22 protein-coding genes and 1 tRNA gene are annotated in these 21954 nt (G+C 59.7%); 13 read left to right on the plus strand and 10 right to left on the minus strand.

Going from position 1 to position 21954, the window contains the following annotated elements:
- Positions 1 to 156: 156 nt before the first annotated feature.
- Both P3S72_RS22940 and P3S72_RS22945 read left to right on the plus strand, forming a co-directional pair.
- A complete protein-coding gene (locus tag P3S72_RS22940) occupies positions 157 to 459 on the plus strand; it encodes a type II toxin-antitoxin system HigB family toxin (RefSeq protein ID WP_247401215.1) in 303 nt (100 codons plus the stop codon).
- Complete coding sequence (locus P3S72_RS22945; RefSeq protein ID WP_276194355.1) at positions 459 to 815, plus strand: transcriptional regulator; 357 nt, start codon at positions 459 to 461, stop codon at positions 813 to 815. The genes P3S72_RS22940 and P3S72_RS22945 overlap by 1 nt, the downstream gene beginning before the upstream one ends.
- 133 nt (positions 816 to 948) lie before the next feature.
- Here P3S72_RS22945 and thrH read toward each other — a convergent pair whose 3' ends face one another.
- Positions 949 to 1566, minus strand: a complete 618-nt coding sequence (gene thrH / locus P3S72_RS22950) for a bifunctional phosphoserine phosphatase/homoserine phosphotransferase ThrH (RefSeq protein ID WP_276194356.1) — start codon at positions 1564 to 1566, stop codon at positions 949 to 951.
- Positions 1567 to 1718: 152 nt separating this feature from the next.
- Here thrH and P3S72_RS22955 point away from each other — a divergent pair, with 152 nt between their 5' ends.
- Positions 1719 to 2453, plus strand: coding sequence for a phosphoadenylyl-sulfate reductase (locus P3S72_RS22955; protein WP_046382409.1), 735 nt, complete (start codon positions 1719 to 1721; stop codon positions 2451 to 2453).
- Between the two features lie 69 nt (positions 2454 to 2522).
- Here P3S72_RS22955 and P3S72_RS22960 read toward each other — a convergent pair whose 3' ends face one another.
- Positions 2523 to 3446, minus strand: a complete 924-nt coding sequence (locus tag P3S72_RS22960; protein ID WP_276194357.1) for a LysR family transcriptional regulator — start codon at positions 3444 to 3446, stop codon at positions 2523 to 2525.
- 126 nt (positions 3447 to 3572) lie between these two features.
- Between P3S72_RS22960 and P3S72_RS22965 the strand changes: the two genes are divergently transcribed.
- Positions 3573 to 4319, plus strand: a complete 747-nt coding sequence (locus tag P3S72_RS22965; RefSeq protein WP_276194358.1) for a 3-oxoacyl-ACP reductase family protein — start codon at positions 3573 to 3575, stop codon at positions 4317 to 4319.
- A gap of 18 nt (positions 4320 to 4337) precedes the next feature.
- Here P3S72_RS22965 and P3S72_RS22970 read toward each other — a convergent pair whose 3' ends face one another.
- Both P3S72_RS22970 and P3S72_RS22975 read right to left on the minus strand, forming a co-directional pair.
- Positions 4338 to 5027, minus strand: coding sequence for an HAD-IA family hydrolase (locus P3S72_RS22970; RefSeq protein ID WP_017848488.1), 690 nt, complete (start codon positions 5025 to 5027; stop codon positions 4338 to 4340).
- Positions 5028 to 5117: 90 nt separating this feature from the next.
- On the minus strand, positions 5118 to 6086 hold the full coding sequence (locus tag P3S72_RS22975; RefSeq protein WP_276194359.1) for an NAD(P)H-binding protein: 969 nt from the start codon (positions 6084 to 6086) through the stop codon (positions 5118 to 5120).
- A 93-nt stretch (positions 6087 to 6179) separates the two neighbouring features.
- Between P3S72_RS22975 and P3S72_RS22980 the strand changes: the two genes are divergently transcribed.
- The 6 genes from P3S72_RS22980 (at position 6180) to P3S72_RS23005 (ending at position 10355) form a co-directional block, all read left to right on the plus strand.
- Complete coding sequence (locus P3S72_RS22980) at positions 6180 to 7064, plus strand: LysR family transcriptional regulator (RefSeq protein ID WP_276194360.1); 885 nt, start codon at positions 6180 to 6182, stop codon at positions 7062 to 7064.
- A gap of 54 nt (positions 7065 to 7118) precedes the next feature.
- A complete protein-coding gene (locus P3S72_RS22985) occupies positions 7119 to 7697 on the plus strand; it encodes a DUF4337 domain-containing protein (RefSeq protein WP_276194361.1) in 579 nt (192 codons plus the stop codon).
- Positions 7698 to 7774: 77 nt separating this feature from the next.
- Positions 7775 to 8434, plus strand: a complete 660-nt coding sequence (locus tag P3S72_RS22990; protein ID WP_276194362.1) for a M24 family metallopeptidase — start codon at positions 7775 to 7777, stop codon at positions 8432 to 8434.
- Between the two features lie 20 nt (positions 8435 to 8454).
- Positions 8455 to 8808, plus strand: coding sequence for a gamma-glutamylcyclotransferase family protein (locus P3S72_RS22995; RefSeq protein WP_276194363.1), 354 nt, complete (start codon positions 8455 to 8457; stop codon positions 8806 to 8808).
- 93 nt (positions 8809 to 8901) lie between these two features.
- Positions 8902 to 9237 (plus strand): hypothetical protein, encoded by a 336-nt coding sequence (locus P3S72_RS23000; RefSeq protein WP_247408343.1) that lies wholly within the window; start codon positions 8902 to 8904, stop codon positions 9235 to 9237.
- 77 nt (positions 9238 to 9314) lie between these two features.
- Positions 9315 to 10355, plus strand: a complete 1041-nt coding sequence (locus P3S72_RS23005; RefSeq protein WP_276194364.1) for a DMT family transporter — start codon at positions 9315 to 9317, stop codon at positions 10353 to 10355.
- Positions 10356 to 10384: 29 nt separating this feature from the next.
- Here P3S72_RS23005 and P3S72_RS23010 read toward each other — a convergent pair whose 3' ends face one another.
- From P3S72_RS23010 to P3S72_RS23020, 3 genes are all read right to left on the minus strand, one after another.
- Complete coding sequence (locus P3S72_RS23010; RefSeq protein WP_247402521.1) at positions 10385 to 11944, minus strand: diguanylate cyclase; 1560 nt, start codon at positions 11942 to 11944, stop codon at positions 10385 to 10387.
- A gap of 606 nt (positions 11945 to 12550) precedes the next feature.
- Positions 12551 to 14191, minus strand: a complete 1641-nt coding sequence (locus P3S72_RS23015) for a methyl-accepting chemotaxis protein (protein WP_276194365.1) — start codon at positions 14189 to 14191, stop codon at positions 12551 to 12553.
- Positions 14192 to 14619: 428 nt separating this feature from the next.
- Positions 14620 to 14709, minus strand: a tRNA-Ser gene (locus tag P3S72_RS23020).
- A gap of 319 nt (positions 14710 to 15028) precedes the next feature.
- Between P3S72_RS23020 and P3S72_RS23025 the strand changes: the two genes are divergently transcribed.
- From P3S72_RS23025 to P3S72_RS23035, 3 genes are all read left to right on the plus strand, one after another.
- On the plus strand, positions 15029 to 15721 hold the full coding sequence (locus P3S72_RS23025; RefSeq protein ID WP_247405379.1) for a crotonase/enoyl-CoA hydratase family protein: 693 nt from the start codon (positions 15029 to 15031) through the stop codon (positions 15719 to 15721).
- Positions 15722 to 15933: 212 nt separating this feature from the next.
- The gene (locus tag P3S72_RS23030; protein ID WP_276194366.1) at positions 15934 to 16680 is read left to right on the plus strand and encodes a 1-acylglycerol-3-phosphate O-acyltransferase; all 747 of its coding nucleotides are present in this window, start codon (positions 15934 to 15936) and stop codon (positions 16678 to 16680) included.
- A 42-nt stretch (positions 16681 to 16722) separates the two neighbouring features.
- Complete coding sequence (locus tag P3S72_RS23035; RefSeq protein ID WP_276194367.1) at positions 16723 to 17694, plus strand: magnesium and cobalt transport protein CorA; 972 nt, start codon at positions 16723 to 16725, stop codon at positions 17692 to 17694.
- On the opposite strand, the gene P3S72_RS23040 is transcribed toward P3S72_RS23035, so the two are convergent.
- The 3 genes from P3S72_RS23040 to P3S72_RS23050 all read right to left on the minus strand — a co-directional run bounded on the left by P3S72_RS23040 (position 17691) and on the right by P3S72_RS23050 (position 21909).
- Positions 17691 to 18422: an amidotransferase gene (locus P3S72_RS23040; protein ID WP_276194368.1), complete on the minus strand. Its 732-nt coding sequence runs from the start codon at positions 18420 to 18422 to the stop codon at positions 17691 to 17693. The two genes, P3S72_RS23035 and P3S72_RS23040, sit on opposite strands and share 4 nt — an antisense overlap.
- 118 nt (positions 18423 to 18540) lie before the next feature.
- A complete protein-coding gene (locus tag P3S72_RS23045; RefSeq protein ID WP_276194369.1) occupies positions 18541 to 20688 on the minus strand; it encodes a 3-hydroxyacyl-CoA dehydrogenase NAD-binding domain-containing protein in 2148 nt (715 codons plus the stop codon).
- A 15-nt stretch (positions 20689 to 20703) separates the two neighbouring features.
- Positions 20704 to 21909 carry an acetyl-CoA C-acetyltransferase gene (locus P3S72_RS23050; protein ID WP_276194370.1) on the minus strand — a complete coding sequence of 402 codons (1206 nt, stop codon included), beginning with the start codon at positions 21907 to 21909 and terminating at the stop codon, positions 20704 to 20706.
- Positions 21910 to 21954: the final 45 nt, after the last annotated feature.

Below are 21954 nucleotides of genomic sequence, written 5' to 3' on the forward strand. Positions count from 1 at the left end.
ACGGCGTATGAGCTGGAGGATAGCGTCCGGTTTCGACCTCCACCCGCCATCTGTGAAGGATCACATGAAGCGATTGCTTACTCGTCAGAAAATATTTCCAAGATTGCATCTGCACTTGCCTGAGACTAACATCTCCCAAATTGGGAGGTTCGACTCATGCGGATAATCGCGTTCTCGACCTTACGTCTCTTCTGGGAGAGCCACCCAGCTTACATCGACGCCAAAACACCGCTGGTCGAGTTGTATCGCCATATGGAGAAGGCTGCATACCCAACGCCGCAAGCGCTCAAGGCGGACCTCGGAACCGCGAGCATCCTCAAAGGCAGCAGGGTTGTATTCAACGTGGGCGGCAACCGGTATCGAGTGATCATGGCGATCAATTATCAGCGTCAGCTTGGGTTCATACGTTTCGTCGGGACCCACGCACAGTACGATCAGATCAACGCGGAGACCGTGTGATGAACATCAAACCCATACATTCCCAAGAAAACCTCACCGCCGCGCTCGCACGCGTCGAGCAGATATGGGAAGCACCAATCGGCTCGCCCGAGGGCGATGAGCTGGAAATCCTTGCGGTCCTCATTGAAAAGTACGAGGCCGAACATTATCCAATGCCGCCGTCGGACCCGGTGGAAGCCATCCGCTTTCGCATGGAGCAACTCGGCATGACAGCGCGCGACCTGGAGGCATTCATCGGCACCAGCGGCCGGGTGTCCGAAGTGCTTAACCGCAAGCGCAAGCTGAGCCTGTCGATGATCAAGCGCCTGCATGAAGGCTTGAGCATCCCGTATGAGCGGTTGCTGGCTGGGGCTTAAGATCTCAGGCGGCCGTAAGGTCCCCATCGCGAGCAAGCCCGCTCCCACATTCGACCGCGCTTCCAAAGGATAAACGCGTTCGAATGTGGGAGCGGGCTTGCTCGCGATGAGGCCGTCAGATTCGCTGAACGACTTACAGACTCAACGGTCGGTTCGAAGCCTTGATGAACTCGTTCTTCAGGTCTTCAAACGTATGCACCGCCGGGAACTGCGGGAACTCGCGGATCACATTCTCCGGCGCATGGAACAGAATCCCACGATCAGCCTCGCCCAACATGCTGGTGTCGTTGTACGAATCGCCGGCAGCGATCACGCGGTAGTACAAGCTCTTGAACGACAGCACCGACTGGCGCTTGGGGTCTTTCTGGCGCAGTTGGTAGCTGACCACGCGATCGCTTTCGTCAGTGATCAGGCGGTGGCACAACAGAGTCGGGAAGCCCAGCTGACGCATCAGCGGCTGGGAAAATTCGTAGAAGGTGTCCGACAGGATCACCACCTGGAAGCGCTCACGCAGCCAGTTGACGAACTCGATGGCGCCGTCCAGCGGCTTGAGGGTGGCGATCACTTCCTGGATATCGGCGAGCTTGAGCCCGTGTTCGTCGAGGATGCGCAGGCGTTGCTTCATCAGCACGTCGTAGTCGGGAATGTCCCGGGTGGTCGCCCGCAGGGATTCAATACCGGTTTTTTCGGCGAAGGCGATCCAGATTTCCGGAACCAGTACTCCTTCCAGGTCGAGACAGGCAATTTCCACGAGACACTCCTATTTGTATTGTTCAAGTCGAGCGAGCAAAAAGACTGCCGAACTCTAGCGATTCAAGGCGGCGGCCGCAACGCAGGGCGGATTTTGATACCATCGCTCCCCTATAGAGCGCTCAGCGCCACTGACCTGTAGGAACCGTCCTGATGAACCAAGCCTTCGATGTCGTTGAACTCGCCACGACCTATGCCAACAAATCTGCCCAGGACATTCTCAAGCTGGCGTTCAGCCAGTTCGGCGATGACTTGTGGATTTCCTTCAGCGGTGCCGAGGATGTGGTGCTGGTAGACATGGCCTGGAAGCTGAACAAGAACGTCAAGGTGTTCAGCCTCGACACCGGCCGCCTGCACCCTGAGACCTACCGCTTCATTGAACAGGTGCGCGAGTTCTACAAGATCGACATCGAGCTGATCTCGCCGGACCAGAGCAAACTGGAACCGTTCGTCAAAGAGAAAGGCCTGTTCAGCTTCTATAAAGACGGCCATGGCGAATGCTGCGGCGTGCGCAAGATCGAGCCGCTGCGCCGCAAGCTCTCCGGCGTGCGCGCCTGGGCCACCGGCCAACGCCGCGACCAGAGCCCCGGCACCCGCAGCCAAGTGGCGGCACTGGAAATCGACACGGCCTTTTCTACACCGGAACGCACCCTGTACAAGTTCAACCCGCTGGCGCAGATGACCAGCGAAGAAATCTGGGGTTACATCCGCATGCTGGAGCTGCCGTACAACAGCCTGCACGAGCGCGGTTTTATCAGCATCGGCTGCGAGCCCTGCACCCGCCCGGTGTTGCCAAACCAGCACGAGCGCGAAGGCCGCTGGTGGTGGGAAGAAGCCACGCAGAAGGAATGCGGGCTGCATGCCGGGAATCTCATCAGCAAGGCGTAAATGCTGAGGCGGTCAAAAGATGTGGTAAGGCGCTTGCCCGCGACGCAGACGCCCGGTATGGCGTCGCCATCAAATCGCGCTGAAGCGCTGCGCCAATCCCGTCATTACAAACTGCTCGATGATGAAGTCGACAAACGCCCGCGTCTTACCGGGCAGCAGTTTGTGTTCGGCGTAGTAGAGAGAGATGTTGCCGTCGTCGACGTACCAGTCGGGCAGCACCCGCACCACCGCGCCGCTGTCGAGGAACGGCACCGCCATCGGCATGCTCACCAACGCGATGCCCAGGCCCTGGGCGGCGGCGCAACAGGCGGCCTCCGAATCGCTCAAGGTCATGCGCGGTTTGAGCACCAACGGGCGCTGTTCGCGCTCACGGTTGGTCAGTTGCCAGGAGCGCACGCGGCCGGTTTGCGGGGAGCGGATCAGGATGCCCAGGCAGCGCGCCAGATCCTCGGGTGCCAGTACCGGCAGGCGCTGCGCCAGGTAATTCGATGACGCCACCAGCACCCGGTGCGCGGGCGTCAGCTTGCGCGCCACCACGCCCTGGGGCAGCTCAAAGCCACCGCCGATGGCCGCATCGAAGCCCTGGCCGATCAGGTCAACCTGGCGGTTATCAAAATGCCAATCCGGGCTGATATCCGGAAAACGCCGCACGAACTCCCCCAGCAACGGCATGACATAACGATTACCGAACACCGTGCCCATGCTGACCTTGAGCGTCCCCACCGGCCGGCCCTCGGCGCTGGCCAGGTTGGCCACGGCGTTCTGGATGGTGATGAGGCTGTCGCTGACTTCTGCGAGGAACCGCTTGCCGGCTTCGGTCAGGGTCAGGCGCCGGGTGCTGCGCTGGAACAACCGCACGCCCAGGCGCGCTTCCAGCTTGGCGACACTTTTGCCCACCGCCGCCGGGGTCAGGCTCAAGTGCCGGGCTGCTTCGGCAAAGCTGCCGCCTTCGGCGCTGCGCACAAAGCATTCGATACTGCCGAAGCTCTCCATATCCGCCCACTCTAAACTTTTGGTTTACACAGACTATAGCAATCAAGGTCTACCGACTGCGGGAGGTGAGGTCGATACTCGGCTCCATCAACAAGGCATCCCGCCTTGAACAGTTAGGAGATCGACATGACCACCCATAACCTCAGCGGCAAAGTCGCCTTGATTCAAGGCGGTTCACGCGGCATCGGCGCCGCCATCGTCAAGCGTCTTGCGGCGCAAGGTGCAGCCGTCGCCTTTACCTACATCAGTTCGGCCGCCAAGGCCGCAGAATTGCAGAACAGCGTGATCAGCGCCGGCGGCAAAGCCTTGGCGATTCAGGCCGACAGTGCCGATGCCACGGCGATTCGCAACGCGGTCAACGCCACGGTCCATGCCTTTGGGCGCCTGGATATCCTGGTGAACAACGCTGGCGTACTGGCCATCGCCCCGCTGGAAGACTTCAAGCTGGAGGACTTCGACCAGACCCTGGCAATCAACGTGCGCAGCGTGTTCATCGCCACTCAGGAAGCGGCCAAGCACATGCGCGAAGGCGGCCGCGTGATCAACATCGGCAGCACCAACGCCGAGCGCATGCCGTTTGGCGGTGGCGGGCCGTATGCGATGAGCAAGGCGGCGCTGGTCGGCTTGACCAAGGGCCTAGCGCGGGACCTGGGGCCACGTGGCATCACCATTAACAACGTGCAACCGGGGCCGGTGGACACCGACATGAACCCGGCGAACAGTGAATTCGCCGAGAGCCTGATCGGGTTGATGGCGGTGGGCCGTTATGGCCATGTCGAGGAGATCGCCAGCTTTGTGGCCTACCTCGCCGGGCCGGAAGCGGGGTACATCACCGGGGCCAGCCTGACCATTGACGGTGGCTTCAGCGCATAACCGCCTGTAGGCGCCGGATCAGGACATTGGCGGCAAGCCGTAGGCGGCGAGGTCGAAATCCGCGAGTTTGCGGATGATCTGGTCGGCGTGGTGGTACTTGCTGTCGGCCATGGCTTCATCGGGCACGGCGATGGCGGTCATCCGGGCCGCCTTCGCCGCGGTGACGCCGAACGGCGAGTCTTCAAATACCAGGCAATCTTGCGGCGCAATGCCCAGGCGCCGTGCGGCGGTAAGGAAGATGTCCGGCGCGGGTTTGGCCGCGCCGACTTCCGGGTCGTCAGCCGTGACGATGGTGCCGAACAGGCCAAACCACTCGCGGTGCAACGTGGTCTTGTGGCCAAAGGAGTTGCGCGACGAACTGGTGCCCACCGCAATCGGAATATTGTGCGCGTTCAGGTGCCGTACCAACGCTTCGGCGCCGGGCATGCCCAATGCCCTGGGGAAACGCTCGCTCATCAGCGGCTCACGGATTTCGAGGAACTCAGCCGCCGTGATCGGCAGGTCCAGCGCCTTGACCACATAGTCGGCCAGGTCCTGGGCACCGCGCCCGATGATGTGCTGCTTGATCCCCCAGTCATAGGTACGCCCGAAGCGCTCAGCGATGATCTGCGTCACTTCGGTGTAGATGCCTTCGGTATCCAGCAACAAGCCGTCCATATCGAAAATCACGGCCTTGATCGGACCGACTGCGCTACGCGGTGCATTCATCGTGACAAAACCCTGGAGGAAGGACTAAAAGGATTCAGCACAATACCGGCGACGCTTGTCGGCAGGCAACCCTTTAGGCTGTGCGCCTGATCAAGCGGGCGTGGGCAGGCAGCCCAGGCTGGTCAATGCGGCCTCCACCGCGTGCTCCAACGGCGTATGGGGCTCGTGGCCCAGGGCCACAAGCAAGCGCCGGTTATCCAAACGCAGCGGGGTGTGCCACAGATAACGCATCTCCTGTATCTCGCGAAAGGTCACGACAAACGGCGCAGCCAACGTCAACAACCACCAGGGAAATACGCCTACACGTGGTTGCCGGCCCGTCCTGCGTAACACCACGCGCTGGATCGCCTGGCTCATCTGCGTGCCATCGATGTCCACGTGCCCGGCCATATGAAAGCAGGCAAACGCCTCGAGGGTAGCGCGACGCTCAATCAACTCGAGCATGGTGCGCGCCACATCCGGTAGGTAGGCCCACTGGTGGGCCACGCCTGGCGCGCCAGGATCGCTGACGGCACGCACCGGTTTACCGGGTTTGACCAAGCCTTGGGAGAACCAGTTGTTGGCCGCCCCGGCGCCGAAAAAATCCCCGGCACGCACGATCAATACGCGAGCGCCCTCGCGGGAAGACCGCAGCAAGCGCTGCTCCAGTTGCACCCGTACCGCGCCCTTGCGGGTAAGCGGGTGCTGGGGTGAGTCTTCGTCCAGCACGGGGAACGCATCCGGCCCGAAGTTGTAGACCGTGCCGGGCAACACGATGGTCGCGCGCTCGGCGATGGCGGCCGCTATGGTGTTGTCGATCATCGGCAGCACCTGTTCGGCCCAATTGCGATAGCCCGGCGGGTTCACCGCATGGACGATCACCGCGCAGCCCCGCGCGGCAGCGATCACTTCGTCGCGATTGAGCGCATCGCCTTTGAGCCAGGTATAGGTGGCATTCTGGCTACGGGCCTTGTCGACATCCCGGGTCAACGCACACACCTGCCAGCCCGCCGCGCTCAGCTGTCGCGCTACTTCGCCGCCAATACCGCCGGTTGCACCCAATACCAGTACCTTGCTCATCACCCACTCCCACGTTGGTTGGAGCGGCCATTCTGTTCGCAGCATGGCTATAGAGGAATTGCCGAAGACCATCCAGACGCTATACATTTACGCATGGCATTGAACATTGGTTGGGAGCTTTACCGATCGTTTCTTGGCGTACTCAAGGAAGGATCGCTGTCGGGGGCCGCGCGGCAGCTCGGCATCACACAGCCCACCGTCGGTCGGCACATTGCCGCGCTGGAAACGGCCTTGGGCGTGGTGCTGTTCACTCGCTCCCCCACCGGACTGCTGCCGACAGCAGTGGCCCACACCATGAGGGCCCACGCCGAGACCATGGAGCGCACGGCCGCTGCCCTGGAACGCAGCGCCTCCTCCCAGGGCGACGAGGTCCGCGGCGTGGTGCGCGTATCCGCCAGCGAGATGGTCGGCGTGGAAGTACTGCCGCCGATCATCACGCGGCTGCGCCAACAGCATCCTCACCTCAAGGTCGAACTGGTCCTGACCAACCGCCTGATCGACCTGCTGCAATTGGAAGCCGACATCGCCGTGCGTATGGTCCGCCCCAGCCAGGCGCAACTGCTGGCACAGCGCATCGGCCTGATCGAAGTCGGCCTGCATGCCCGCGACGATTACCTGCACCAGCACGGTACGCCGCAAGAGCTCAAAGACCTGAGCGGCCACGCGGTGATCGGCTACGACCAGGAGAACGCATTTATCCGCAGCCTGGCCGTTAAAGGCTTCGAGCGCAGCACCTTCGCCCTCAGTAGCGACAGCGACCTGGCGCAACTGGCGCTGATCCGTGCTGGCGCCGGCATCGGCGGATGCCAGGTCAAACTGGCCAAACAAGACGCGCGCCTGCAGCGGGTACTGCCGGAGGCATTCGCGCTCAAACTCGACACCTGGGTCACCATGCATGAAGACCTGCGCAACAGCCCGCGCTGCCGGGCGACGTTTGACGCGCTAGTCGCGGGTTTACAGCGTTACGTACAGGATTGAGACAGCTTCACTGAGGAAGAATCAAACTCCCTCAATCCCTTCATAGCCGCCCCCATGACCGAAGCCTTCGAAGTCCCCAGCCCCCACGAAAAACACATCGAACACACCACCGAACATGCCCACGCGCGCGGTGACAATTTCGCCAGCCGCATCGCCGTGATGACGGCACTGATGGCCACCCTTGGCGCCATGCTCAGCTACCAGGCCGGCTCCACCGAAAGCGAAGCGGCGATGGACAAGAACAACGCTGCCATTTTCAAGACCGAAGCGGCCAACCAGTGGAACTACTACCAGGCCAAATCCAGCCGGCAAAACCTGGCGGAACTGGCTACCCATATTCCCGGTGTAGACGCCGCGCACTACAAGGATGAGAGCGAGCGTTACAAGGGCCAGAAGGAAGACGTGCGTAAACAGGCCGAGAAACTTGAGGCAACCTCACAGGAATGGGATCAGAAATCCGAAGAAGCGCTGCACCAGCATCACCGCTGGGCCCAGGCGATGACGGCGATTCAGATCGCGATTTCGTTGGCGGCGATTACGTTGTTGACGCGCAAGGAATGGTTGAAGCGCATGTCGTATACGGCTGGCGGTGTGGCCGTGGTGCTGGGCAGCCTGGCGTGGCTGCATTTCTAATAATTTCACTTGGGCGCCTAACGCCAGCCGCTATATAGTAAAACGTATAACGCTAGCTGCCGCACAAGGAGATAACGGTGTCAGGACACCCCAAAGAAGCCGTGGGCGCCGCCTACAGTATCGAATCCATGCGCCATGCCCAGGCCATGACCTGGCAAGCCATCGAACAACTGGCCCAACGCATCCGCCCCGGCATGCTCGAGTCCGAAGCGCGAGAGCTGGGCAAGCACATCCTCGCCGACCTCGACATGCAACGCATCTGGCACCCGTTGCTGGTGCGCTTCGGCGCCAATACCCTCAAGACCTTCAAGCAACGCTCCGACGGTGACCCGGTACTCGGTGAAAACGACATTTTCTTCATCGACATGGGCGCCGTCTGGCAAGGTCACGAAGGCGACGCGGGTGCCACGTTCTGCATTGGCACCGACCCGGACATGATCGCCTGCGCCAACGCGGCCAAAGAGCTGTTCCACCGCGTGCAGGCGCGCTGGAAAAACGACCAGGTCATCGGCCTCGAACTCTACCGCTACGCCGAAGCACAAGCCCAGGCCATGGGCTGGCAGTTGAACCTCGACATCAAGGGCCACCGCGTCAGCGACTTTCCCCACGCTATCCATCGTGGCGGCGACCTCGGCGACTTCGAGCAGTACCCGAATGCGGGGCTGTGGATTCTGGAAATCCAGATCGCTCACCCGAGCAAGCCGTATGGCGCGTTCTATGAAGACCTACTCGCTTAATTGTTCAAGGGAACCAAAAAATGGAAGGCTGCGCCGATTTTCCCGTGCTGTTGTTTTCCTACGGCACCTTGCAGGACAAGGCTGTCCAACTCGCCAGCTTCGGCAGAGAACTGGCAGGCCAGCATGACGCCATGTTGGGCTACTCGAAAAACTGGGTAGAGATTACCGACCCGCAAGTGCTGGCCACCAGCGGCAAGACCCATCACCCGATCGTCGCGCCGAGCACCGACCAAGGCGCCAGCGTTGAAGGCAGGGTGTTTCAGATTACCGAGCACGAGTTGGCGGCGGCGGATGCGTATGAAGTGTCCGACTACAAGCGGGTCAGCGTGGCGTTGGCATCGGGCCTGACGGCTTGGGCGTATGTGCAAGCCTGAACGACGGGCAATTGTTTTCAATCTGTTACAGGAGCGTTTAAAGTATCGCCCCCCGAGAATTGAATCTCGGGATTCAGTCCATGGAGTTACTCAGTGAAGTACGTCAGTAAAGTGGTTGCAGCAGCTGTTCTCGGTTTCACCCTCGCAGGCTGCACCGGCACCGCCATCAAATCCCCGCAATACGACAGCAGCCAATACACCGTGCTGGGTCACAGTGAAGCCACCGCCACCGGCATCATGCTGTTCGGTGTGATCCCAATCGGCCAGAACAGCCGTTTCGTCCGCGCCCAGACGGCTGCCATCCAGGCAAAAGGCGGCGACGCAATGATCAATACCGAAATCCAGGAAAAATGGTTTTGGGCTTGGGTGCTGAGCGGTTACACCACCAAGATCTCCGGTGATGTGGTCAAGCTGAAAGCAGCACACTAAACCGGACGTTGCTCTATTTGCGCGGGATTTAACCTGAGCGAGCGACGTATCATGGGCCAACCTCTCGAGGATGGTCCATGAACCTCAGTATCCTTTACGCGCTCGCCGCCGCCGCGCTATTCGGCGCCAGCACCCCGCTCGCCAAAAGCCTCGGCCTGGGCCTCTCGCCCGTGCTGCTCGCAGGCCTGCTTTACCTCGGCAGCGGCGGCGGACTCGCCATCGTGCGCCTGATCCGTGATCGCGGCTGGACCCCCACCGGGCTGACGCCCTCCGAATGGCCGTGGCTGCTCGGCGCCATTGCGTTCGGCGGCATCCTCGGGCCCGTGGCCCTGATGTTCGGCCTCACCCGCACCTCCGGCGCCACCGCGTCGCTAATGCTCAACCTTGAATCGGTATTGACCGCGCTGATCGCCTGGCTGGTCTTCAGGGAAAACGCAGACCGCCGCATCGTCCTAGGGATGATTGCGATTGTGCTTGGTGGCGTGGCGTTGTCATGGCCCCAAGACGGCGCCGACAGTCACGATTGGATCGGGCCACTCGCGGTTGCCGTGGCCTGCCTGTGCTGGGGGATTGATAACAACCTGACACGCAAGGTGTCGGCCTCGGACGCGCTGTTTATCGCCGGCGCCAAGGGTTTGATCGCGGGTGTGGTCAATTGCAGCCTGGCACTGTACCTCGGCGCGCAGATCCCCGGCATGGCGCAGCTCGCGCCGATTTTGCTGGTCGGGTTTCTCGGCTATGGCATCAGCCTGGTGCTGTTTGTGTTGGCGTTACGCGGGCTGGGCAGTGCGCGCACCGGCGCCTATTTTTCTACCGCGCCTTTCCTCGGCGCCGCACTCGCCTTGCTGGTGCTGGGCGAGTCGGTGAGCGGCGCGTTCTGGATTGCTTCGGCGCTGATGGCTGCAGGGGTGTGGCTGCACCTGACCGAGCGCCATGCCCATGCACATCAGCATGAGGCGACGGAACACGGGCATCGGCATGTCCACGATGAACATCATCAACATGAACACGCGGTTGAGTGGGACCCGGCAACGCCGCACACGCATGTGCACACCCATAACCCGATCAAGCATAGCCATCCGCATTTTCCGGACATTCATCATCGGCATAGGCATTGAAGGCGTGTCCCGAGACTGGCGGAGGCCCATCAAGCCTGTTCCGCCACCACCCGATTACGACCGTTTTGCTTGGCCTGGTACAAAAGCTGGTCAGCCCTCTCAAGCACAGCGGATATCGAATCGCCACCGGGATGCCATAGCGCGACGCCCAGCGACACGGTGACATGCCCGACCGTCACAATGTTTGCTGCTTCGATCGAGGCACGCAATCGCTCGGCGACATCCGTTGCAGCTTGAAGCGAACTGTTGGGCAATAACAATACGAACTCCTCTCCGCCGACCCGGCAGGGCAAGTCGTTGGACCGTGAGTTCTGCTGCATGAGCTGTGCGATGGCCCTCAGCGTTTCATCACCCACACCATGACCAAACGTATCGTTCACACGCTTGAAATGGTCGATGTCCATGGAAACGACTGCGAACGTTTTGTCGGCGTCCTGCCAGCGCGACAGGATGTCCTGCATCGCTCGACGATTGGCCAGCCCTGTCAGCACATCAGTTTGTGCCTCCTGGTTTAGCTTGCCGATCTTTTCCTGTAGCAGGGTAGCGCCAAGCAGCAGTGCTCTGCGAATCTGCCAGCTTTCGAAATAGCGCGACGGGATTGCGCTGATGCGTTCGTAGCTGTCAGGCGAGTCCAGCCGTTTAGCGCAATCGGCAAGCCTGGACAATGGCGCCGAGATCCGTGCGCCCAACCACCAAATCAACACGATTCCGAACAGCGCCAGGGGCGCGATGCCCTGCGCCACCTTGGCCATGGTGTGTCGCAGAATGGCGTGTATGTTGTCGAGTGGCTGCTGCGAGATCACCCCCCAACCACTGCTGGGCACCCTGGCGAACCCCGCGAGCATGTCCACGCCATTGGCATCCGTCGCCTGCAACGTTCCCGCGTCCTGACTAAGTGCCGCGTCAACGATCAACCCCACTCCAGTGACGTTGCCGATGTGCTCGGGATCGGTGTGATAGATCACCCGGCGAGCGCTGTCGACGAGATAGACATGCGCCCCGTCCTTGCGCACATTGGTGTCCATCAGCGCCTGGAGCGTATTCCTCTGTTCAAGCTGGATACTGCCGCCTATCAGGCCCAGGTACTCTCCTTTCGCGTCGAATATGGGGTGGGAAATAAAGACCACCAGATTACCTGCGATGGACCTGAACGCGTTGCTGATGATCGGCGTGCGAAGGCTGAGAGGCTCCCGGTGTTGCAGCGCCAGCCCATCGAGATGGAGGTTTTCCGGAGCTGAGGCAACGATTGTTCCCCCCGCATCGGCGATCAACACGGAGTTAAAACTGGCGTCTTGCCCAAACAGTCGCTGGACTTCCTCCGCGAGTTCTTGCTTGTCACCAAACGTTTTGCCAATGACGACCGAGCCATATTTCAGTTTATCGAGGTCGGAGTTGAGTACCTGCTCCACACTCCGGGCGATCCGAGAGGCATAGGCCTTGTTCACTTCCAGCGCATTCTCGATCAATTCCTGCTTCTGAATCTTGAACGTCACCCAGAAACTGTTGCCCAGGGTTGCGATGGCCGAAAGCAGTACAAAGATAAGAATCAGAATGCGCAGGTTGAGCTTCGGCTTCGGTCGGGTGGTCATTTTACGCAGTCCGGATGGGCGGAAGAATTGCCAACGATTCGATGCAGGATGAATCCTCCTAGTTTTAGAAGGCACCTGATCGACCAGTTTTGGCCGAAAGCAGCCTGCTTAACCCGCATAGAAACCCATCTGCCAATTCTGAACCCGCCAAACAGTTGTGTCTGAAGGCAGACGGCAAAAAACACCGTCAGTCCCACATTGGGCCTATATGGCCTTTTTCAGCCAAAAAAACCACAAACCCCCGATTTTCTCTAGGAAAATCAGGGGTTTGTGTTTGTAGAATGTGGCGGTAAAGAAGAGACTCGAAACTACCCGCGAGCGCATTTTAGAGACAAGCCCCACGGCTTACAAGGGCCGCAGCCTGGTGGCATGTGTAGAAGTAGTCCCAAGGGTTAAACGCACCGGGTTGCAGAACACGGCCACTCTGGTTTCCGGAGCCCGAAAAAAGGCCCCCGCACCTGGCTTAGATGTGGGGGCCCGTTGAACATAAACGGCGTTATGCGAATTCGGCGTTCGATCTACCGTCAACCGCCGCAATATGCGTCCAGTCCAACGCTGCGGATCACCATCACCGCTGATACCAAGTACGCCCAGCAACCATAGTGCTCAAACTTTGAATCGACTGATCAGTACGCCAAACGACGCCGCCAGTCGCGAAAGTTCGGCGCTCGACGCATTGGTTTGATGTGCGCCCGCCGCTGTTTGCGTGGAAAGATCCTGAATATTGACCAGATTACGATCAACCTCACGAGCAACCTGAGCCTGCTCTTCAGCGGCACTTGCGATCACTAGGTTCTTTTCATTGATGATTGAAACACCCTCGGTGATTCGGTCAAGGGCCTGGCCAGCCTCAATGGACTGCGCCCGCGTATCGACTGCCAGCTCTTTACTCTTATTCATCGCGAGGACGGCTTCTTCAGCTCCCGAACGAACCTGTTGCATCATCGACTCGATGTCCGCCGTCGACGCCTGGGTCCGATGGGCAAGTGCGCGCACTTCATCTGCTACAACAGCGAACCCGCGACCCTGCTCACCCGCCCTGGCTGCTTCGATGGCGGCGTTCAGTGCCAGGAGATTGGTCTGCTCCGCAATGGCCCTGATCACCTCAAGTACTTTTGTGATCTCGCTGACACGGGTTGCAAGCACCTCAACCTTGCCGGTTGAGTTTGAAATCTCATCCGCCATCGCCCCCACAGAGTTAACGGCTCTGCGCACTTGATCACGCCCTTGCACAGCACTAAGGCTGGTTTGCTCAGAGGCTTCAGCGGCGCCTGCCGCATTTCGGGCAACTTCATCCACGGCCGCAGTCATTTCGTTCACTGCCGTTGCCGCTTGCTGAATCTCATCATTCTGCCGCGTCAGGCCGCGTGAGCTTTCCTCCGTGACAGCGTTCAGCTCTTCAGATGCAGAGGCCAGTTGGTCAGCAGCACTGCCAATCTCTTTTACAGTGGTCCGCAGATTTTCCTGCATTTTACCCAGCGCACTCAGCAGTACACTGACGTCGTCTCGCCCACTGATTTCAATATGTTGAGAAAGGTCACCCTCCGCCACTTCCTCAGCGCTGCGTATAGCGATAGAAAGCGGTCGCGTAATCGAGCGTGTGATGATCATTCCCAAAGCGATGGCAGCCAAAAAAGCGACCATTACCCCTACACCCAATATCCAGTAAGCACTCGTAGTGGCGGCCTCTGCCGCGTCTGCAGTCTCACCGCTTTGGCGATAGTTGGATGCAACAATGACTTGAAGGTCATCAATAGCGCCCTTGAAGGTCGGCGAAACCTGCTGCTGGAATAGCTGCGTAGCACCATCAAGGTCGCCCGCCGTCGCCAACGCGATTACTTTATTTGACCCCTGAACATAGGCGGGCCAGTCTTTTTCGAACTGATCACCGGCGACGCGCTCGTCATCGGCAAGAGGCGTTTGGCGGTATTCCTTGAAGAGTCGTTCAACGTCCTTCTGACTCTCGGACATGGATTGCACTGCGGCGTCAAATTTAACCGGATCTGCCTTGGAGTACTTAAATAGCAGAGCAGCATGCACAGCCCTGGAATATGCATAAGCACTCGCGCGCGCATTACCGGTGTTGTAAACAGACACCAGATTGTTGCTTACGATTTCGTTCATTGTTGCTTTTAGTGTTGTGATGCCCGAGCGCCCTAAAAGCCCCACTCCCAATGTGATGATGGCACACACCACAAATGCAGAGATCAATCGTGTGGAAAGCTTGATGCTACGTAATGCGTCCATAGGACCCCCGACGAACTCTTAGTTGGCTGCCCCAAGAAGGCTTGGGCATTAACTATATTCGGCAAGATATCCGCTAACTTTAATCGTGGTCTCATTTTTATGAGCCAATACGTTAGCTAGCTAACTAAAGGCTTTAGCCACAATCGGCCACGTGGTGAGCTAAGCATGACCAGTCTGTGGAATAAGAACGCCGCCTGCGTATCCTGCCAGTGTCATCAGCAGGATCTATGGAACGACAATGGAAGCGCTTTTGGTGTTGTTAAGACATAGACCAGTAGTTTTGGGTCGAACTCAACCACTGACTCTACTTTCCGCACCAGAATAGAACGCCAGTCCCATATTGCTCCCATGACGTTACTTTTTGGACGCCAGAAACCACAAACCCCCGACTTTCTCTAGGAAAATCAGGGGTTTGTGTTTGCAGAATGTGGCGGTGAAGGAGAGATTCGAACTCTCGATACAATTTCTTGTATACACACTTTCCAGGCGTGCTCCTTAAGCCACTCGGACACTTCACCGTATCTCGTCAAACCAGTTCAGTCTGTCGAGGCGCGCTAATGTAGTCGAAAGCCTTTCTGATGGCAAAGGTTTTTTTCAGAATTTTCATGCGGTTAGACCGGTATTCCGTGACGGGCCATGTGAGGGCGATGATTCTGCCATTCTCAGGCATAGGCAACACGCGTCTGGGACGGTTGCTGCGCCCTGCCTAGGCGGTTTACCGCCGGGTATCGAGGGAAAGCCTGACCGGCCAGTCAGTCACGGCGCTTTACCAGGGCGGGCGTGGTGGGTAACGTCTGCGCATGCACCTCTATAACAAGTCCTACAAGGAACCGCGTCATGAGTGAGTTGATCTCCTACCACCTGGAAGACGGTATCGCGACCCTGACCTTGAGCAACGGCAAGGTAAATGCCATTTCTCCGGCGGTGGTCAGTGCGTTTAATGAAGCACTGGATCAGGCCGAGAAGGATCGGGCGGTGGTGATCATCACCGGGACGCCGGGGATTCTGTCGGGTGGCTATGATTTGAAAGTGATGACCGCTGGCCCTAAAGAGGCCATCGGCCTGGTGACGTCGGGCTCGACGCTGGCGCGGCGCCTGTTGGCGCATCCGTTCCCGGTGATCGTCGCGTGCCCTGGGCATGCGGTGGCCAAGGGCGCTTTCCTGCTGTTGTCGGCGGATTATCGGATCGGGGTCGAGGGCCCGTTCAGCATTGGCCTGAATGAAGTGGCGATCGGCATGACCATGCACCACGCCGGTATCGAATTGGCGCGGGATCGTCTGCGCAAGTCGGCGTTTCACCGCTCGGTGATCAATGCCGAGATGTTCGACCCGCAAGGCGCCTTGCAAGCCGGCTTCCTCGATAAGGTGGTGGCGCCGGACGCATTGCACACGGCGGCGCTGGAGGCGGCCCGGCAGTTGAAGAAGCTCAATATGAATGCCCACAAGCAGACCAAACTGAAAGTGCGCAAGGCACTGTTGGAAGCCCTGGATGAGGCAATCATCCAGGACCAGGGCCATATCCTTAGCTAAGTCCCCACACCTGTTGCGCCAGAGCCCGACCTTGAGTCGGGCTTTTTCTTACAAATAAATTCGAATCCTCCTTAGCCGCTCTAGTCAGCCTCTGCTGGCAATTGTTGAAACATGTACTTAAACATCGCCTATCTCCTACCTCTACCGGGCAATTGCCGAATACAGTGCACATCCGTACACTGCGCCACCTTTTCTCTCGATGGGCCGCGTCGATGCTGTTTATGTTGCGTATGTTATTGATGGGGCTGCACTTTATGCTCGCCGGTGGATTGGGCGTGTTGCTGGGGATCTGTCGGCCGTTCAACCCGGACAACAGCCGTCTGTGCGCGCGCCTGTATGCACTGCCCGCGATGCGGATACTCGGATTGCGAGTCGAGACCGATGTGGATTCGCTGCGCAACAAGCCCGGCAGTTGCCTGATCATTGCCAACCACCAGTCCAACTATGACCTGTTTGTGCTGGGTACCGTGGTGCCGCACCGCACTGTGTGTATCGCCAAGAAAAGCCTGAAATGGGTGCCTTTGTTCGGCCAGTTGTTCTGGCTGGCTGGCAACGTGCTGATCGACCGCAGCAATGCGCAAAAGGCTCGCAGTGCGATGCTCACCACCACCAAGACGTTGCAGCATAAGGACACGTCGATCTGGGTATTCCCGGAAGGCACGCGTAACTTGGGCAAGGGCCTGCTGCCGTTCAAGAAAGGCGCGTTCCACATGGCGATTGCCGCCGGCGTGCCCATCGTGCAGGTGTGTGTAAGCAATTACGTCACGCATATGCGGCTCAATCGCTGGAACAGTGGTGATGTGCTCATACGCTCGCTGCCGCCGATTCCTACCACCGGCCTGACGGTTGATGACATCCCGGCGTTGATGCAAGCCTGCTACGCGCAGATGGATGAATGCATCCAGGCGATGGACCAGCAATTGCAAAGTGCCGTAACAATAGAACTCGCTTCCAGCTAAGCTGCCCAACATCTGTCCCCCTGATAAGAAGTGATAGGCACCATGGGTAGAGTTGTTGCGGCCGCTGTTTACAACGCGGGAAAGAAAGTTACCGATATCACCCTCGACGAAGGCGCGGCCTGGGCCGCCAAACCTGGGCATTTTGTCTGGATCGGCCTGGAAGAGCCCGACGCCCGCGAGCTGGCCAACCTGCAACGCCAGTTCAACCTGCATGAACTGGCCATCGAAGACGCCCTGGAAAAACACAGCCGCCCCAAGCTGGAAACCTTCGGCGACGCGCTGTTTATCGTCACTTATTCACCGGTGCGCGAAAACGGCAAGCTGGTGTTTATCGAGACCCATATCTTTGCCGGCAACGGCTACATCATCACTGCGCGCAACGGGCACTCAGCGTCCTACGGCTTTGTACGCCAGCGCTGTGAGGCGCGGCCACTGCTGCTAGAGCATGGGGAAGATTTCGTACTCTATGCGCTGCTGGATTTCGTCACCGAAAATTACCAGCCGGTAAGCGAGGCCATCCACGCCGAGATCGATGAACTGGAGCGCAACGTGCTGTGCAGCTCACTCAATGAGCACGATATCCAGAACCTCCACGGCCTGCGCCGTGACGTGCTGCGCCTGCGCCGCTACGTGGCACCGATGGTGGAGATCAGCGAGGAACTGCAGAAACTGAGTTTCCCGTTTATCGACAAGAACATGCGGCCGTATTTTCGTGATGTACAAATCCACGTCACACGACAGATGGAAGACCTGGCCACCCTGCGCGACATCGCCAGCCAGACCATCGAGATCGGTGTGTTGCTGGAGGCCTCGCGCCAGAGTGTGGTGCAGCGCAAGTTCGCCGCGTGGGCGGCGATCCTGGCGTTCCCCACGGCCGTGGCGGGGATTTACGGGATGAACTTCCAGAACATGCCCGAGCTGCAATGGCACTACGGCTATTTTGCCGTGCTGGGGTTCATCGCCGTCGGCTGTAGCGGGTTGTGGGCCAGCTTCAAGCGTTCGGGCTGGCTTTAGGCATTAACCTTGGCTTCGGGCTTATGCGTGACAAAGCGCATCATCCACTCCGCCACGGTCACACCGTGGTGGTCGCGCTCCAGGCTGGCGACGCCATTCTTGTAGACTTTCTCGCCCAAGGTTGTCTGAAGAATCTCCAACAACTCGCGGGAATAGTCGTGAATGAACTCCGGGTGCCCCTGGAAACACAGCACCTGGTCGCCGATATGGTACGCAGCGAACGGGCAAAACTCGCTGGAAGCGATGACCGTGGCATTTTCCGGCAAGGTGGTCACCTGATCCTGATGACTGATCAACAACGTCAGCTCTGGCACCTCAGGGCTCATCCACGGCGCTTTGGCACCGATTTTGTAATCGTGGATGCCCATGCCCCAGCCCTGGCCGGCGCGCTCGGTCTTGCCGCCTAGCAGCAGCGCCAGCAATTGGTGGCCGAAACAGATGCCCAACAACTTGTCGCCGCGCTCATAGCGCTCGAGCAGGTAGGTTTTGAGCGTCTGAATCCAAGGGTCGGTGCCAAACGAGTCGGCCTTGCTGCCGGTCACCAGGTACGCGTCAAACACCTCATCATCCGAGGGGTATTCACCCTGCACCACGTTGTACACGACAAACTCGGCGGGGATCGGCTGCTTGGAGAACAGGCGCTTGAACATCTGCCCGTAACCTTGGTACTGATCAATCAAGCCTGGACGCAGGATATCGGTTTCCAGGATGCAGACGCGTAGCGACATAAAAAATACCTGACACGGCGATGGGAATATTGAACACCCACAGAGCCTGCCTTGAAATACCCCCGCAACGCAAGCCCGCGCACAGTGGATCGCTGTGGTTCAGCGGGCAGGGTTGTGGTCAGGCAAATACTTCACCCTGTGCGGCTTTTCGCAGCAACAACGCCGGCGGCGCGAAGCGTTCGCCATACTGCTCGGCCAGGTAGCGCGCGCGCGCAATAAAGTCATTCAAGCCGTACTGGTTGATAAATTGCAACGCGCCACCCGTCCACGCAGCAAAGCCGATGCCGAAGATCGAGCCGACGTTGGCATCCGCCGTGGACATCAACACGCCCTCCTCCACGCAGCGCACGGTTTCGATGGCCTGGATAAACAACAAACGGTCGCGCACATCCTGTGCTGAAATGCGTTGGTCGGGGCGCTCGAATCGGCTTTTCAGTTCCGGCCACAAATACTTCTGCCCACCTGCGGGGTATTCATAGAAGCCGCCCCCCGCCGCCTTGCCCGTGCGTTTGTACTCGTTGACCAACAGATCAATCACCTGCGTCGCCGGATGGGTCGTCGGCGCTTTACCTTCGGCCTGCAGATCCTTGGCTGTCTGCTGTCGGATATGGCTCATCAGGCTGAGGGACACTTCATCGGACACCGCCAGCGGCCCCACCGGCATACCGGCCTTGCGCGCTTCGGTCTCGATCATAGGCGCAGCCACGCCTTCGCCGAGCATGGCGATGCCTTCGTTGGTGAACGTGCCGAACACCCGAGAGGTGAAGAAGCCGCGACTGTCGTTGACCACAATCGGGGTTTTGTGGATTTGCAGGACGAAGTCGAAACCACGCGCCAGGGTTTCGTCCGAGGTCTGTGTGCCCTTGATGATTTCCACCAGCGGCATCTTGTCCACCGGGCTGAAGAAGTGCAGGCCAATGAACTTGGTTTGATCCGACACCGCCGTGGCCAGGCCGCTGATGGGCAAGGTGGAGGTGTTGGAAGCGATTACCGCCTCGGTGCCGACCACGTTTTGCGCGGCGGCATTGACCTTGGCTTTGAGCTCACGGTCTTCGAACACGGCTTCGATGATCAGGTCGCAGCCGGCCAGGTCGGCGTCAGACTGCGTAGGATAAATACGCGCCAAGGTGGCTTCGCGCTGCTCGGCGGTCAATTGCCCACGGCTGACCTTCTTGTCCAACAGCGTAGCCGAGTGCGCCTTGCCTTTCTCGGCGGCCGCAAGGTCGATGTCCTTGAGCACCACCTCAACGCCTGCGCAAGCGCTGACGTAGGCAATCCCCGCGCCCATCATCCCGGCACCGAGCACACCGACTTTACGCGTTACGTAAGGCGCAAAGCCCTGGGGACGCGAACGCCCGGCGTTGATCTCATTGAGCTGGAACCAGAAGGTGCCGATCATGTTTTTCGCCACCTGCCCGGTGACCAATTCGGTGAAGTAGCGGGTTTCGATCAGGTGTGCGGTGTCGAAATCCACCTGGGCGCCTTCCACCGCGGCGCAGAGAATTTTCTCCGGAGCCGGGAAGCAGCCATGGGTTTTGCTGCGCAGGATCGATGGCGCGATGGCGAGCATCTGCGCGACTTTCGGGCTAGACGGCGTGCCTCCGGGGATCTGGTAGGTCTTGTTGTCCCAAGGTTGCGCGGCCTCAGGGTGGGCGAGAATCCAGACGCGGGCCTTGGCCAGCAGTTCGTCGCGATCCGCCGCCAATGCGTCGATCAAGCCGGCTTGCAGGGCCTGCTGCGGTCGGATTTTTTTACCCTCCAGCAAATAGGGCAGGGCTTTTTCCAAGCCCAACAGGCGCACCATCCGCACCACGCCACCGCCGCCCGGCAACAGGCCCAGGGTGACTTCCGGCAGACCGAGCTGTACCGACTGGTCGTCCAGCGCGACCCGGTAATGACACGCCAGGCAAATCTCCCAGCCGCCGCCGAGGGCTGCGCCATTGATTGCGGCAACCACCGGCTTGCCAAGGGTTTCCAGGCTGCGCAGTTGCGCCTTCAATACCCGCACACTGTCGGAGAATGCCTTGGCGTGAGCCTTGTCGACCTTGATCAATTCATTGAGGTCGCCGCCGGCAAAGAACGTCTTCTTCGCCGAGGTGATGACCACGCCGGCGATCCCGTGCTTTTCCGCTTGCAGACGCGTCACGGTGGCCGCCATGGCCTCGCGGTACGCGGCGTTCATGGTGTTGGCGCTCTGGCCAGGCATGTCGAGGGTCAGCACCACGATCTGGTCCTGGTCCTTTTCGTAACGAATGGCTTCGGTCATGACAATTCCTTGGGCTCAGAGGCGTTCGATAATGGTAGCGATGCCCATACCACCGCCGACACACAGGGTGGCCAGGCCGTAGCGTTGTTGGCGCACTTCCAGCTCGTCGAGCAAGGTGCCGAGGATCGCGCAACCCGTGGCACCCAGCGGGTGGCCCATGGCGATCGAGCCGCCGTTGACGTTGACCCGGGCGGCGTCGATGCGCATGTCCTTGATGAACTTGAGTACCACCGAGGCGAAGGCCTCGTTGACCTCGAACAGGTCGATGTCTTCGACGCGCAGCCCAGCCTTGGCCAACGCCTTGCGTGTGGCCGGCGCCGGGCCGGTGAGCATGATCGTAGGGTCGGTGCTGGTGACCGCCGTGGCGACAATCCGCGCCCGCGGTTGCAGGCCCAACTCGCGGCCCTTGGCCTCCGAGCCGATCAACATCAACGCGGCACCGTCGACGATACCGGAGCTGTTGCCGGGGGTGTGGACATGGTCGATCCGCTCGACATGGCTGTAGACCCGCAGCGCTGTGGCGTCAAAGCCCATCTGCCCGATCATCTCGAAGCTGGGCTTGAGCTTGCCCAGGCCTTCGAGCGTGGAGTCGGCACGGACAAATTCATCGTGGTCCAACAGCACAATGCCGTTCTGGTCCTGCACCGCGATCAGCGACTTATTGAAGGAACCGTCTGAGCGCGCCCTGGCTGCTTTCTGCTGGGAATGCAGGGCAAAGGCGTCAACGTCCTGACGACTGAAGCCTTCCAGGGTTGCGATCAAGTCCGCGCCAATGCCTTGGGGCGTGAAGTGACTGTGCAGGTTGGTTTGTGGGTCGAGCACCCAGGCGCCGCCATCGCTGCCCATGGGTACGCGGGACATCGACTCGACGCCACCGACTACCACCAGGTCCTCGAAGCCGGAGCGCACTTTCATCGCCCCCAGGTTCACCGCCTCAAGGCCCGAGGCGCAGAAGCGGTTGACCTGGAGACCGGCGACGCTGACGTCCCAGTCCGCCACCAGCGCGGCGGTCTTGGCGATGTCGGCGCCCTGGTCCCCCACGGGGGTGACGCAGCCGAGGACGATGTCATCCACCTGGCGGGTGTCGAGGTCGCTGCGCCGGGCCAGCGCAGTCAGCAAACCTGCCACCAGGTTTACCGGCTTGACGCTGTACAAGGCACCGTCGGCCTTGCCTTTGCCCCGGGGCGTGCGTATCGCATCAAAGATCAAAGCTTGGGTCATGACGTCCTCGAACCGCTGTGCAGGTGTGCCCTTACCTTAGGCCCG

Source organism: Pseudomonas sp. D3, from assembly GCF_029320995.1.
Classification (GTDB): Bacteria; Pseudomonadota; Gammaproteobacteria; order Pseudomonadales; family Pseudomonadaceae; genus Aquipseudomonas; species Aquipseudomonas paraveronii.